Origin of the sequence: Gracilimonas tropica DSM 19535 (assembly GCF_000375425.1) — a bacterium.
GTDB classification, from domain to species: domain Bacteria; phylum Bacteroidota; class Rhodothermia; order Balneolales; family Balneolaceae; genus Gracilimonas; species Gracilimonas tropica.
Window position 1 is genome coordinate 87,026 of the sequence record NZ_AQXG01000007.1, and the last position, 13,062, is coordinate 100,087.

The window sequence follows — 13,062 nt, forward strand, 5'->3', positions numbered from 1 at the left end:
CCTATGTCTAATAAGCCATTTAAAATATTATCAATCGATGGTGGGGGTATAAGAGGTATTTATCCTGCAAAAATATTGTCGAATTTGGAGGAAAAGCTCAAATCATCTGGAAAAGACATAACTGACCTAAACAAATACTTCGATTTGATTTGTGGGACTTCAACGGGCGGTATCATTGCATTAGGCCTGGCTTTGGGAATGTCAAGTGAAAGGATTCTCAAGCTATACTCAGAAAATGCTAATCTTATATTCGGCAAAAAGAGTAGTTGGATTGAAGCTATTTTTAAACCATTCTATAAATCTACAAGTCTTGAAGGGCTTCTTAGAAAAGAATTTTCGAAGTTTACACAAAATGGGGATACAAGACTAGGACATTCTAAAACTAGAGTCTGTATTCCAGTCTATGATGGATACAATGGTAAAGTAAGTGTTCTTAAAACATCTCACCACAAAGACTTGAAACGAGACTATCAATACCCAGCACATGATGTTGCCCTCTCCACTTCCTCAGCACCATTATTTTTCAAACCTCATTCATTCACATATAGAGTTAACAATGAAGCTATTGATATAGAGAAACTTAACTTTATTGACGGTGGAGTGTTTGCAAATAACCCAACACTTATTGGAATTTTGGAAGCTCTAGGAACACTCAATATCTCTTTAAACGATTTAAAGATTCTTTCAATAGGAACTGGAACTCACATGTATAAAGAGGAATCTACAAGAAATACATGGGGTGCATGGTATTGGGGAAATCCAATTAATAAGCAAATTATAGATTTAATGTTTTCGTCTCAAGCTGACGACATCGCTAATACAGTTAAGTTTTTAAATCAAGGTGTTGGTGATTCTGGGAAAGAGCAATTTTACTACAAAAGACTTCAATTTGAGTTTACCGAACATGATGAACCTATAGGTCTTGATGAAACAGATCCAAAAAAACTAAAAAAATTAATGCATAAAGCTGATTTAGAGTTTAAAAAAACAGGACCTGAAATATTCAGAGAATTTTGTTCAACTCTAATTACACCATATAAGCCAGTATATAATTTATAATTAAGAAAACAAGAGTTATGGCAAATTGTAATAAGCTGTTTTTAGATTTTAATAAAGATCTCAGGCCATCCAAAACGAAACGGGGCAGAATGAAAATCTCAAGAGAAAATCTGCGAGATAAGATTCGAGATCATTTTAATGAGAACCACCCTGAATATTCTCCCCATTTCTATATACAAGGGTCAGCAAATAGACTGATAAATACTCAAATTCTATATAAGGATAACACCTGTGATTTAGACGATGGTATTTATTTTTTCAGGGACCCAGATGTTGAAGCTAAGACATTACAAGGTTGGGTAAAGGAAGCTGTGAAAGATGCTACCGATACAGCGCCCCAACATCGACGAAAATGTATTCGAGTAATTTACCAAGACGATTATCACATTGACTTGCCAGTGTACTGTAAGAAAGATAAAGATGATGATTCTACTCCCCCGGAATTAGCCGATAAGGATAATGGATTTTCACCTAGCGATCCGAAAGAGTTTGTGGAATGGTTTCATGATGAGAAGGATGATGACAAACAATTGGTACGAATTGTCAAATATCTTAAGGCCTGGGGAGACAAAATCAGAAATAAAATGCCCACTGGATTAGCTCTTTCTGTTTTAACTGCAGAATGTATTTCATGCAATGAAAGGGATGATATAGCCCTTAAGGAGACACTTGTTTCTATCAAATCAAAATTAGATCGTAGTTGGAAACTAGAGATGCCAACTGTGCCCCATGATGATTTATTTTCAGGATATGATGATGACAAGAAAGATTATATCATTGAAAAGTTAGATGCTTTTATTGATGATGCAAATAAAGCACTGGACGAACCAAATCAATTAAAAGCAAGCAATCTATGGCGTAAACATCTCGGTGACCGATTCCCGAAAGGTAAAGATGAAGACACGGATACAAAGGAAGAAGCATTAAAAAAGAAGGCAGCTATTTTATCCTCAAATGCTTTTGTAGGTAGAGATGGGAAGGTAACCGATGATTCTAAAGCTGGGAAACCAGTACCAGATACGAAGAATTATGGCGGCAAAATATGACAAATCAAGACCTGATTATTTTGCAAGGGTCTACAGACAAAAAGTATTAATTGAACGGAGTTTTGACTGTTTTAGGTGTACTATCAAAGGTCGGGGGTTAAACTCATCCTTAGTTTGTACTGGTAAAATTCAGCCAACTGAACATAGTGAGGTTTATAAAATTCGCTTAAAATATGATGGAGCTAGTTCTCCAAAAGTTTATGTAGTTGATCCTGAATTACCGTTAGATATCAATGCCCATATGTATTCTGATAAAAGATTGTGCTTGTATTACCCTAAAGAAAATCCATGGAAGCATACTAAAAGTATATCAGACACAATAATTCCATGGACAGCAGAATGGTTGGTGTATTATGAACTTTATCAAATAGACGGAAAGTGGCATGGTCCTTTTGTACCACATAAAGGAAGTAAATCTTAAAATTACTCAACCGTTATTTAAGTAATACTGTGAGAATACCTCTCCTACCTGCTCACTAATATCCATATTTATCAATTCCGCGTATTAAAAGTGGCGAAGTGGTCAAATATTCAATAAACTCATTTATAAGTTAAACGGTAAAAACATAATGGGTAAAAAAGCCAGATATAGTAAGACACTTATAGATCTTTGGAGGATATATAGAAAGGGGTATGCCAAACTTAGGTTAGATCCAGATGAGCTCTATCAGCGAATGAAAAGCGATTTATATCAACTTTATCCTCCGCATCAATTTCCAGATAAACATAGTAGTGCTATTGCTGGATTTGAAATGTGGTTTAAAGACTTCTCTCAAGAGACAACGCATTTATATTTCGTAGATAGAGATTTGAAGTACATTCTTCGAGAAATGAAATTGACTGACTTAGAAGGTATCAAGGAATATTTACTTTCAGTTGGGGAGGAAAAAGATGTATTAATAGCTAGAATTAATACCGAAATGACTGTTGTGAGTTATGACTTTGCACTTCATATCCCTTTTGAGAAGTATGGATATTCATTTTCAATGACTCTAACTGAAGAACTTGAATTAGTGCTTCAACTTAATGATGGCAATCAAACTGGCGCAATACCCGAGGATCGCTATTATAGGCTTTACAAAAGCAGCGACCGAGATGAAAAGTATCTAGCATCAGTTTTCAGATTAGCTATCAATACACTAGCCTATATGCAATGCTACCCTGAGTTAATTAAAGATGGTGTGCCAAGCAATATACCCGAAGAAAATGTCGATAGATCATTTCAAGTAGGTTTAGCTGAAAGTCTAAAGGACTCTTCTAGTGATACTGGTAGAAAAAACACACCTCATTTTCGTAAAGCTCATTTTAGAAGACTTAAATCCGATTATTTCACTAATAAGAAGGGGCAGCTTGTATTAATCCAGGAGACTATGGTAAATGGGAAGGCTAGAACGGTTCATACAGCAAGCGATTTATCTAAATTAGAAACTGAAGAAAAAGTCTGAAATTACGCCACTGCACCACTGATCTACTTCAGCACCTTACCCACCTGCTCCGAAATATCCATATTCAGCAAATCCGCATACCGCTGAGTGGTCTTCACATCTGAGTGCCGTAGCCAGCGCTGCACGGTATAAATAGGAACACCGGCACGTAGCAACTCAATACAGCATGTATGCCTAAGGCTGTGAATATTCAGATGAGTTTTCTTTGGCAGAGCTTTCTTTAAATACCGATTGAATAACCGGTTTGTGTGTCTTCTACAGGAGTGACCAAATAGGCGATCATCTTCTGAGCTACATTCAGCAAGTTTGCTTCGGGCAATCCCCTTCAAGGGCTCCACGCTTTCAATAGGTAGTACCTGCTTCTTTTTACTCTTAGTGACGAAGTGAGCATTCCCGATAGTTATTTCCCAGGTCTCCGTGTTAATATCCTCGGCACGCAAATTAAGCGTTTCAGATAGCCGCATTCCAGACAGTCGCTGCCAATGAATGAAATCAACCAGCCATAGCGCGTTCTTTTTTTCTGACTGAAAACCTTTTTGCAGATCTTTGGCCACTTTGCCACTGATATAGCTTGTCAGTGTTTCTATGTCTTCTTTGGTGAAGTAATTGATGGATTCTTCCTGTTCTGCTCCATCATTGTTTACATGTAGTTTCTTTGAGCTAAGCTTTGCGAGGTTATTTTCATCTAACCAGATCAGGAAGGTCTTCAGCTTCTTCTTATGAGATCGCTTGGTCTCATACTTGATATCACTCCTATTTAGAAACTTGTTGAAGTGTTTCACAGTAACTCCACCAACTGGGTGATCATTACCCATCCGGCGCACAAAGTCCTCTAGTACATACTTTGCATTCTGAGCCGTCTTAGGCCGCCAGTCTTTCTTTGATTTCACTTTGATGTACTGATCCAGTGCTTCCTTGATCGTGGAATCCTTGCTTAGCTCTTCACCCTCAATGGCTACAGTGTCATCCAGCCAGGGATCGAAAGCGCCGGTAGCAAACTCATCCTCTAATTTGCGCTTAAGCTTTAAGGCTGTTTGTTTGGTTCTGGTTTTTAGTGGAACACGTTTCTGCTTCGGTCTTCTTTTGCTGTTGTAGAATTGAACATAATAGAGTCCATGTTGCTTGATAAGTGATGCCATCTCGATAGTAATATGATAGTAGTCTACTATCAAAGTGCTCGGAGAAAAGAAAAATTAAGATTGAACACCGTTTTCAAAGCCCGTATCTTAGTTTTCAATTGATCGGGACGTGGCTCAGTCAGGTAGAGCACTCGGCTGGGGGTCGAGGGGTCGCTGGTTCAAATCCAGTCGTCCCGACAAAGTTTAAGGGACGTCATATTTTGACGTCCCTTTTTATTTTTAGCATTTTGTGATGGGAACATTTACAGGCTACAACGGTACCATTTGTAAAGCGAGACGCCATGTATATCATAGACAATAAAAAACAGATCCAGCGCATCAATGAAATGGTGACGCTGCGCAAAAACATGGAAACGTTTGAGGTCTATTACCATGATCCTTCAACCGGAGAATTATGGAAAAGTTTTTTCCCGCGTGGCTACAAAAGTCATGAGGGACCCAAGCTACTCCGAGTAGACCCACTTCCCAAAAAATTAGAATTACAGTTGGAAATGTGTCTCAACAGCCCGGATGATTCGGATGCTATCGGCTTGGGAATTGAATGCTCGGTCAAGCCACAGCAATGGAAAGATATCCTGGAAGTTCTCAATAAAAACCGAAAGCAATATCTTCGTGGCAATCTTAACACGTTCATCAAACATTTAGGGGTTTTAACGCCCAAGGAATCCCTTCATGAAATTGAGACCGACCCTAACGAAGTTGGCCTTTCAGACGAAGATCTGCATCAGCTTACCAAGAAAGCAAAGCGTATAAAACTGAAACGCTTCTTCCGTATTTAATATACTTTTCCACCGATAACTTGCCCTTCTTTTACCTAAAGGATCATAAATATTAAAATCCTTTAATTTCTAATCATTGTAAAAAACACCTTTGATTGGATTATGTATAACTTTTTTGATTGAGTAGTAGGAATTATAGCGTTATTCAAAACATTAAAATTTTTTAATGTTAGAAGATTTTAATAATTTGGTCTCGGTTAATCAAACAGAGAACCATGAGAGCAATAAAATTCATATCCATTCTTGCTTTGGGACTTTTTCTCAGCAATACCTCCTACGCACAGGTCACCGCGGTAATGCAGGCTAAGGTCAAGGTTATTAGCGGCTCGGCGTTAACGGCTCCAAGTCAGTCTCAGATTGCATTAAATTCTTCTACTTCTGAATTCAATGCCCTGAATTTTTCATTAACTGCAGCTCCTTATACCGATGTCGAGATCTCCGTAGACCAAAACACTGCTTTGGAAAACGAGTTTGGGGAAGTGATTGACTTAAAAGATGTATTGGTGAAAAGAGATGAGGAAAATAACGGGAGTTACAGTATTTCGGTGCAGGGGAAAGTAGAAAACGGGCAGACCCTCAAAGGTAAATATCAAGGCACATTCACTGCGGTTGTAGAGTATTTGTAACGTTTATTTTCGAGCCCTGAAAAGGAAAAACTTCCACCAGCCGAACCACCATTCTTTCCTTTCTACGACGTTAAATCCCGCATTCCTAAGCATCACTTCAACATCTGCCGCCGATTTTGTTTTGATGAATTCGGAAGTAAAGAGATCGATGATATAATTGATGAGTTTAAATGGCCCGGAATGGTTCCAATCCAAAATGAGCAATTCTGCCCCGGGTTTCAGCACGCGAGAGAACTCTTTTACTGCTTCTTGCTGGCTTTTATAATTATGAAAAGCATTCAAGGAAATAACGTGATCAAAAGCCTCATTTGGAAACTCAAGTGCGGCTACATCCTGGTGTGTAAATTCAAACCGTGAATCTTCGGAAAACCGTTCTATTGCAAACTCCATCATCCCTTCTGAAAGATCATTCAAGATCATTTTCCGAAAGGAAACCCCATGTTCCACCATATATTGCTGAAACAATCCGGTGCCTGCGCTAACATCTAAAACGACCTCATCGCCTTGCAAATCCAGGTTTTTCAGGGCCGTTGCGTGCGTATGTTGCAGATATCGTTTCCAGGTGCGCTCATAGTCGGCCGCTTGTTGAGAATAGCTTTCCTTTGTGGCTTTATCTGACACGCTTTAGGGCTGAACCGGGAGTTTTTTCTGAACTTTTCCTGCCCGGGCCCATACCATTTCGAGCTGCACCGAATCGCCCTCTGCCAAGGATTTTTCTACATTTATCAGCATAACATGTAATCCACCCTGCTCAAACGTGACCACTTCCCCCGCTTCAACAACTACCGTTTTCCGCTCGCGCATACCCATCATGCCGTCATCTGTTTTATAAGTTTCATGAACCTGAACCAAGTCAGAAACATTCGAGGTAATGGAAAGCAGGGTATCGGGGTTCATCAATTCATTTTCGTATAAAAAATACGCCGCAGATGTCCCACTCTGCTCCACAGGCCGAACACGTTCTATGAATTCATTCTCCTGAACAGAAGCTTGATCTTTGTCAGTGCATGTTGAAAAAATCAACATTCCTAAGATCACCAATAAAAATAAGCTTGGTTTTATATTCATCGGACTTTATTTAGATCTTCAACTACCAACGAAGGAATCATTGGCAAGCTTCCGCCGTATTCAAAAATCACTTCGGCTTGTTTATTGAGTACCATGATCTTGTCAGAATGATTAATAAAATACAGTGCACGCCCGTCCGAGGTGGTATCCCGCATAGAAACCTGACTTCTTACACGTGCGCTATCCATCAATGCAAAAACCTGGGTTGAATCTCCGGTCAAAAACGTAAAGTTCTCATCCACTTTAAAGGGTTTTCCATATTGCTTGAGCCGGGGGGGGGTATCACGCACGGGATCAAAAGTTGCGGCAACGAACTGAACATCTTCCGGGTAATTCAATTCCTTTTGAATTTTGACGAGGTTTTGCGTGATCAATGAACAGATATCCGGGCAGTTGGTATAGATAAAACCCATCACTATATAGTCTCCTTCAAAATCATCAGGAAAAATAACTTCCGTGCTATCCTGATCCAGCAACCGGAAGGAAGCATCTCCCATGTCTTCAATGACTTCAGGGTTATTTCCGCAGGAGATCATCAACAAAGGAAGAAAAAGCGTTATCATGTATTTCATAACTAAAATATATGGATTTTGAAGACAGTTTTTTTGGATTAACACGTACCCAAAAGATCAATGTTCGTGATGATGGTGATGGTGAACGACTTCATGATCCGGTGACCTGCATGGTTCCGTTTCAAACTCAAGAGTGCTGTGATTGATATTAAACCGTTCACGCAAAAGTGTTTTCAGTGATCTCTTGATCTCCTCTATTTGGGAAAGGTCTTCTTTCTCAATAACCACATGACTTTCCAGCAGGTTGCTGTTTTCATCCAGCCGCCACACGTGGATATGGTGAATTTCGCGTACTTTTTCGACATTTTGCATTGCCTCTGCCAGCTCATCAAGATCAATATTATCGGGAGTTGCCTCCATAAGAATCTCAATGGTTTCCCTGAGCATATGATAGCAGTGCCATAAAATGTAGGACCCGATTATAAGGGTTAGGATAGTATCCACAATGTACCACTCATATTTAATAATGAGCCATCCGCCAATAATCACCCCGACGGATGACAGGGTATCGGAAACAATATGAATAAATGCCGCCCTCATGTTGAGATCATCGCGGGCATTCTTCCAAAGCAGGGCTGCCGTTATAAAATTGGCTGTAAGCCCGATCATAGCTACCCAGAACATAGTAAAACCATCGATGGGCTGAGGGGTGATAAAGCGTTCAATACCTTCTTTGATAAGAAAAAGTGCTACGATCACCAAGGTCACAAGATTTGCAAATGCACCGATGATCTCAGCCCGCTTATACCCAAACGTTTTGGAAGAAGTCGCTCCCTTTTTAGCAATCTTCTTGGTTACAAGGGTTGTCACCAGCGACATTGAGTCATTGAAGTTATGTACAGCATCTGATAGCAAAGACAAACTGTTAGCTACAATTCCCCCGACCACCTGCGCCAGTGTGATTACAAGGTTCAAAAACACGGAAACCCAAAGCTTCCAAATTGAGGAATCATCTACATTATGGTGATGATGGTGTTCGTGACTCATAAATTGTGTTGCTTTAGAAAATTATCAACGGGTGATTCCTCCTGCATTTATCGACCGCAAGTGCTGTAAATATCTGCTATAAACAGCACAAATACGTGCACAATTTTGAGGGATCCTTGTAAAATTCAGATGAGTTAGTGATTCCACGGAAATCTGTTATTTTCCATGATTCAACTAAAATAATTTCATATGAATAACGAGACTATTCGTTCTGCTTCCGGCCAGCCATCCATTGAGATCTTTGACATCACCATCATGGAGCCAATGGTGACTTTCACAGACCTTTGGATCACTTCGGTATGTATATATGCTCTCATAAAGTTGAAAAAACTGAACAAGCGGGGCAAAGTACACCAGTATATGCGCTGGTATTTTGGGGTCATGGCCTTAGCTACTTTTTTGGGAGGAGTACTCGGGCATGCGTTTCAATATGCGGTTGGTTTGGAGTGGAAACTTCCGGGATGGCTCATAAGTATGCTGGCGGTGATGGCGGTAGAACGGGCATCGATCATGCACGCACAACCGGTTATCAATGAGAAATTCGGTAAATTTCTGGAGGTGGCTAATGTGGTAGAGTTGCTCACTTTTGCGGTGATCACATTCTCTACCCTCAACTTCTTCTTTATCCAGGTACACTCAGCCTATGGCCTGGGGCTTATTGTACTGCCTCTCCATTTTTTAGTGTATTGGCGAACCCGCAACGAAGGCAGCAGAATCTTTTTTCTGACCGTTATATTTGCTACGCTTGCCGCTTTCTTTTATACCAGTGAAATTGGACTGCACAAATGGTTTAATCATCTCGACCTGGCTCATACCGTGATGGCTATCAGCATGTACTGTTTTTACCGGGGTGCGCGCAAACTGGAAGTACTTAAACCGGAAGATATTCGCGAAGAAAAAGGCTCCTTTGGAGATGCCGTTCGGGATGCTTTAAGCGGATTAAAAAATTGAACGGTCAATCTTTAGATAACAGCTAAGCGTCTGCCCAAAAACAAGTAGTGACTTCGTTTAGTTATTCAGGAATTCCTGTACTTTGTTTTCGATCTGTTCGGTTACCCCGCTTTTTATCGCCTCAGCTATCGCTTTCTCGAGTAACGGCTCCATGACCTCCTGAAGACTTTGCTGAACGGTATTATTGTCCTCTCTGCCCACTCCATTCAGCTCAAACGATTCTATGGAAACGGAAGTCGTACGTTCTTTGTCAATTTCGGTGTGCACCGCTACTTGACCGTTTTCGATCAGCAAATGCTCTATGAGCAACCTTTTTTCTGATGATTCTTCAGATTGCAGATCCATATTATCATTCAGTGTTTTGAGGTTTGCCCCAAAGCCTTGCTGTTCAAAATACAACTCGGGATTTTTCACGATGAGCTCTTCCACGACTATTTGATCAGAAAATAAACTGCTCATCTTTATTTTCACAGATGCTTCCTGAATAGCTATTGCATTCCTCTCACTAAACTTCCCGGGGTTCGCTACTTTGAATCCTTCTATACTCCCTGCCCCATCAAAAAGAGAAAGACTAACATTATCAACCGTTACCTGAGTTTTTAACAGATCTGACCCATTCTTCTCTATTCCATTTTTCACTATGCCATCCAGAGAAAGGGTAAGTATGATGAAGCCAGTTATAAGTATGGCTATAATTCCGCCAAAAACTTTTAATCCAATATGTTTCATTGTGTTATTTCAATTTGTCTTCACGTCTTTTAAGGCTGAGCTACAGAAAAATGTTCCATTTTCTACTTTTTACGAAGCCCGGCTTTACTCCGGCCTCTTTTTTTATAAATTGAGCTCACTAATTTTAACTAACTACTATTCTTATGCAAAAGCTGATACGAAGCTCAGTGCTCGCATTGGTTTGTGTGCTTTTTATTGGGGTGAATGGATTTTCGCAATCCAAACCGCAAGTATTTACGGGCGCACAGATCATCCCCATCTCCGGCGAGCCTATAAATAACGGAGTGCTTGTTGTTGAAGACGGTAAAATCACGGCCGTTGGAAACGAAAATACCCGAATCCCAAGAAATGCTGATGTCCATGATGTTTCCGGAAAAGTAATCATGCCCGGATTAGTGGATACGCACTCTCATATTGGAGAGGGCGATGGTGGCGACCGGTCATCCGCCATGCATCCCGATGTTCGAATTATGGATGCCATTGATCCTCGCAGCGATACTTTCTATAAAGCTCGGGCCGGAGGAATTACATCTGTAAATATCATGCCGGGTTCCGGTCACCTGATGAGCGGCCAAACCGTGTATCTGAAACTTCGCGAAGCCAATACCATTGAAGATATGCTCATCTACCTGGATGATGAAAAGACCATTTATGGAGGATTGAAAATGGCTAACGGAACCAACCCTTTAGGAGGGTCTGGATTTCCCGGTACAAGGGCCAAATCGGCCGCAATGGTGCGTGAGTTATTTGTGAAGGCGCAAGAATATAAAGCCAAAATTGATGCTGCTGATGGAGATGAAAGTAAAATGCCTTCTCGCGATATCGGCATGGAAACCTTGGTTGAAGTACTGGAAGGAAAACGAACTGTACACAACCATACCCACCGCCATGATGATATTCTGACAGCCATCCGTCTGTCTGAAGAATTCGGATACGACCTGGTGCTGCAGCATGTTAGTGAAGCCTGGCGAGTAGCTGATGAAATCGCAGAAGCCGGTGTGCCCGCCTCAATCATTACACTGGACTCGCCCGGAGGCAAACTGGAAGTGATGGATTTCAGTAATAAGAATGGTGCCGTTCTCGAAAAAGCCGGCGTATTAACCGGGCTTCATACCGATGACGGCATTACGGATTCCCGATTATTTCTCCGTTCGGCCGCATTAGCCATCCGCGAAGGAATGAGCCGGGAAGCAGCACTTGAATCGGTCACCATAGCTAATGCAAAGATGATGGATATTGCCGACCGAACCGGCACCCTTGATAAAGGTAAAGATGCAGATTTTATCATTCTTTCGGGGGATCCATTCAGCGTATATACGCATGTGGAACAAACCTGGGTGGAAGGACAAAAAGTATTCGATCGTTCGAATGAAGACCAAAAGAAATATGCCACCGGCGGTTATCAAGTATATCGCGGAGAAGTTCATACGCACCACGAACATGGAGGACAACAATGAGATCATTGAAGTATTTATTTTTGATACCCGCACTGCTGATCGCTTTCAATTTTAGTTCAGCAGAGGCACAAATAGCCGTAAAAGGCGAAACCGTTTATACCATGGCCGGAGATCCGATCACTGATGGCGTGGTACTCATCAAAAATGGTAAGGTAGAAAGGGTAGGCTCTGCTTCAGGCATCAGAATTCCTTCTAATTACGAAGTTTATGAAGCCAAAGTAGTAACCCCCGGATTGATTGATGCTCATTCGGTAGTGGGTTTGGCCGGTTATTTAAACCAAGATCACGATCAGGATCAACTGGAAACTTCCAGTGCAATCCAACCCGAATTGAGGGCGATTGATGCGTATAATGCCCGTGAGAAATTGGTGCATTATTTACGGGATAATGGAATCACCACCGTACATACCGGCCATGGTCCCGGAGCTTTGATCAGTGGCCAAACTATGATCGTTAAAACAGCAGGAGAAACCGTAGAAGAATCTGTGGTGGTTCCTGCTAAAATGCTGGCTATGACACTTGGCAATAACATGAGCCGTGCCATCAGTAAACCGGGTACGCGTTCCAAAGGAATTGCGATGTTGCGTCAGGAGTTCATTAAAGCGCAGAATTATCTGGAAAAGAGAAATGGCGATGAAGATTATTCCAAAGATCTTGGCATGGAAGCTCTTGCCGATCTGCTGGAAGGAAAACTGACCGCGTTAGTTACGGTTCATAAAGCCAATGATATCATGACGGCCTTGCGCCTTCAGGAAGAATTTGGGTTTCCTATGGTGATTGACGGTGCTGCTGAAGCTTACCTTGTAATGGATGAGATCAAAGCATCCGGCTTCCCGGTTACCATTCATCCCACAATGACCCGCACCTATGGTGATGCCAAAAACGCCTCCATGGAAACAGCCGGAAAGTTATACGAAGCAGGAATTCCTGTAGCTTTCCAAAGCGGATATGAAGGGTATGTACCAAAAACGCGCGTGGTGCTTTTCGAAGCCGGCGTTGCTGCAGCAAATGGCTTAGGCAAGGAAAGTGCCCTCAAGATGTTGACCATCGACGCGGCCAGAATCCTGGATATCGATGATCGTGTTGGATCACTTGAAGCCGGAAAAGACGCTGATATCGCTATGTTCGACGGAGATCCCCTGGAGTATGTAACTAATATTACCGGAGTGATCATCAATGGTCGGAAAGTGAAATAAGCATTTTG

General features: G+C 41.3%; 15 protein-coding genes and 1 tRNA gene. 10 read left to right on the forward strand and 6 right to left on the reverse strand.

From position 1 onward, the window contains the following. The first annotated feature begins 3 nt into the window (after window positions 1-3). The 4 genes from B151_RS0111900 to B151_RS0111915 all read left to right on the forward strand — a co-directional run bounded on the left by B151_RS0111900 (window position 4) and on the right by B151_RS0111915 (window position 3,550). Window positions 4-1,059 carry a CBASS cGAMP-activated phospholipase gene (locus B151_RS0111900; protein WP_020403865.1) on the forward strand — a complete coding sequence of 352 codons (1,056 nt, stop codon included), beginning with the start codon at window positions 4-6 and terminating at the stop codon, window positions 1,057-1,059. A 17-nt stretch (window positions 1,060-1,076) separates the two neighbouring features. Then, window positions 1,077-2,105, forward strand: coding sequence for a CBASS cGAMP synthase (locus B151_RS0111905; RefSeq protein ID WP_020403866.1), 1,029 nt, complete (start codon window positions 1,077-1,079; stop codon window positions 2,103-2,105). Next, window positions 2,089-2,526, forward strand: a complete 438-nt coding sequence (locus B151_RS19620) for a type II CBASS E2 protein (RefSeq protein WP_020403867.1) — start codon at window positions 2,089-2,091, stop codon at window positions 2,524-2,526. Before B151_RS0111905 ends, B151_RS19620 begins: the two co-directional genes overlap by 17 nt. Before the next feature lie 148 nt (window positions 2,527-2,674). After that, window positions 2,675-3,550 (forward strand): hypothetical protein, encoded by an 876-nt coding sequence (locus B151_RS0111915; protein ID WP_020403868.1) that lies wholly within the window; start codon window positions 2,675-2,677, stop codon window positions 3,548-3,550. Between the two features lie 23 nt (window positions 3,551-3,573). On the opposite strand, the gene B151_RS0111920 is transcribed toward B151_RS0111915, so the two are convergent. Continuing rightward, window positions 3,574-4,689 carry a tyrosine-type recombinase/integrase gene (locus B151_RS0111920; protein WP_040516993.1) on the reverse strand — a complete coding sequence of 372 codons (1,116 nt, stop codon included), beginning with the start codon at window positions 4,687-4,689 and terminating at the stop codon, window positions 3,574-3,576. 103 nt (window positions 4,690-4,792) lie between these two features. On the opposite strand from B151_RS0111920, the gene B151_RS0111925 reads away from it, so the two are divergent. From B151_RS0111925 to B151_RS0111935, 3 genes are all read left to right on the forward strand, one after another. Beyond that, window positions 4,793-4,866, forward strand: a tRNA-Pro gene (locus B151_RS0111925). A 104-nt stretch (window positions 4,867-4,970) separates the two neighbouring features. Further along, window positions 4,971-5,468, forward strand: coding sequence for a hypothetical protein (locus B151_RS0111930; RefSeq protein WP_020403870.1), 498 nt, complete (start codon window positions 4,971-4,973; stop codon window positions 5,466-5,468). 215 nt (window positions 5,469-5,683) lie between these two features. Further along, window positions 5,684-6,094 (forward strand): DUF4402 domain-containing protein, encoded by a 411-nt coding sequence (locus tag B151_RS0111935; protein WP_020403871.1) that lies wholly within the window; start codon window positions 5,684-5,686, stop codon window positions 6,092-6,094. 3 nt (window positions 6,095-6,097) lie between these two features. On the opposite strand, the gene B151_RS0111940 is transcribed toward B151_RS0111935, so the two are convergent. Genes B151_RS0111940 through B151_RS0111955 form a run of 4 tightly spaced genes read right to left on the reverse strand, consistent with a single transcriptional unit; the run spans window position 6,098 to window position 8,721 of the window. Continuing rightward, window positions 6,098-6,715, reverse strand: coding sequence for a class I SAM-dependent methyltransferase (locus tag B151_RS0111940; protein WP_020403872.1), 618 nt, complete (start codon window positions 6,713-6,715; stop codon window positions 6,098-6,100). A gap of 3 nt (window positions 6,716-6,718) precedes the next feature. After that, window positions 6,719-7,162: a copper chaperone PCu(A)C gene (locus B151_RS18640; protein ID WP_020403873.1), complete on the reverse strand. Its 444-nt coding sequence runs from the start codon at window positions 7,160-7,162 to the stop codon at window positions 6,719-6,721. Continuing rightward, window positions 7,159-7,734, reverse strand: a complete 576-nt coding sequence (locus tag B151_RS0111950; protein WP_020403874.1) for an SCO family protein — start codon at window positions 7,732-7,734, stop codon at window positions 7,159-7,161. The genes B151_RS18640 and B151_RS0111950 overlap by 4 nt, the downstream gene beginning before the upstream one ends. Before the next feature lie 57 nt (window positions 7,735-7,791). Next, window positions 7,792-8,721 (reverse strand): cation diffusion facilitator family transporter, encoded by a 930-nt coding sequence (locus tag B151_RS0111955; RefSeq protein ID WP_020403875.1) that lies wholly within the window; start codon window positions 8,719-8,721, stop codon window positions 7,792-7,794. A 189-nt stretch (window positions 8,722-8,910) separates the two neighbouring features. Between B151_RS0111955 and B151_RS0111960 the strand changes: the two genes are divergently transcribed. Beyond that, complete coding sequence (locus B151_RS0111960) at window positions 8,911-9,672, forward strand: DUF6962 family protein (RefSeq protein ID WP_020403876.1); 762 nt, start codon at window positions 8,911-8,913, stop codon at window positions 9,670-9,672. Between the two features lie 57 nt (window positions 9,673-9,729). Here the strand turns inward: B151_RS0111960 and B151_RS0111965 are convergent, their stop codons facing one another. Then, window positions 9,730-10,401, reverse strand: a complete 672-nt coding sequence (locus B151_RS0111965; protein WP_020403877.1) for a DUF748 domain-containing protein — start codon at window positions 10,399-10,401, stop codon at window positions 9,730-9,732. Window positions 10,402-10,544: 143 nt separating this feature from the next. Here B151_RS0111965 and B151_RS0111970 point away from each other — a divergent pair, with 143 nt between their 5' ends. Then, window positions 10,545-11,858, forward strand: a complete 1,314-nt coding sequence (locus tag B151_RS0111970) for an amidohydrolase family protein (RefSeq protein WP_020403878.1) — start codon at window positions 10,545-10,547, stop codon at window positions 11,856-11,858. Next, entirely contained in the window at window positions 11,855-13,054 is a 1,200-nt protein-coding gene (locus tag B151_RS0111975) for an amidohydrolase family protein (protein WP_020403879.1), read from the forward strand. Before B151_RS0111970 ends, B151_RS0111975 begins: the two co-directional genes overlap by 4 nt. The last annotated feature ends 8 nt before the right edge of the window (window positions 13,055-13,062 follow it).

What these genes read in the sequence shown, in the direction of transcription:
- B151_RS0111935 (WP_020403871.1), top strand. Translation starts at nt 5,684, where the DNA reads ATGAGAGCAATAAAATTCATATCCATTCTTGCTTTGGGACTTTTTCTC.
- B151_RS0111975 (WP_020403879.1), top strand. Translation starts at nt 11,855, where the DNA reads ATGAGATCATTGAAGTATTTATTTTTGATACCCGCACTGCTGATCGCT.
- B151_RS0111950 (WP_020403874.1), bottom strand. Translation starts at nt 7,734, where the DNA reads ATGAAATACATGATAACGCTTTTTCTTCCTTTGTTGATGATCTCCTGC.
- B151_RS0111955 (WP_020403875.1), bottom strand. Translation starts at nt 8,721, where the DNA reads ATGAGTCACGAACACCATCATCACCATAATGTAGATGATTCCTCAATT.
- B151_RS18640 (WP_020403873.1), bottom strand. Translation starts at nt 7,162, where the DNA reads ATGAATATAAAACCAAGCTTATTTTTATTGGTGATCTTAGGAATGTTG.
- B151_RS0111920 (WP_040516993.1), bottom strand. Translation starts at nt 4,689, where the DNA reads ATGGCATCACTTATCAAGCAACATGGACTCTATTATGTTCAATTCTAC.
- B151_RS0111965 (WP_020403877.1), bottom strand. Translation starts at nt 10,401, where the DNA reads ATGAAACATATTGGATTAAAAGTTTTTGGCGGAATTATAGCCATACTT.
- B151_RS0111905 (WP_020403866.1), top strand. Translation starts at nt 1,077, where the DNA reads ATGGCAAATTGTAATAAGCTGTTTTTAGATTTTAATAAAGATCTCAGG.
- B151_RS0111960 (WP_020403876.1), top strand. Translation starts at nt 8,911, where the DNA reads ATGAATAACGAGACTATTCGTTCTGCTTCCGGCCAGCCATCCATTGAG.
- B151_RS0111970 (WP_020403878.1), top strand. Translation starts at nt 10,545, where the DNA reads ATGCAAAAGCTGATACGAAGCTCAGTGCTCGCATTGGTTTGTGTGCTT.
- B151_RS0111915 (WP_020403868.1), top strand. Translation starts at nt 2,675, where the DNA reads ATGGGTAAAAAAGCCAGATATAGTAAGACACTTATAGATCTTTGGAGG.
- B151_RS19620 (WP_020403867.1), top strand. Translation starts at nt 2,089, where the DNA reads ATGGCGGCAAAATATGACAAATCAAGACCTGATTATTTTGCAAGGGTC.
- B151_RS0111900 (WP_020403865.1), top strand. Translation starts at nt 4, where the DNA reads ATGTCTAATAAGCCATTTAAAATATTATCAATCGATGGTGGGGGTATA.
- B151_RS0111930 (WP_020403870.1), top strand. Translation starts at nt 4,971, where the DNA reads ATGTATATCATAGACAATAAAAAACAGATCCAGCGCATCAATGAAATG.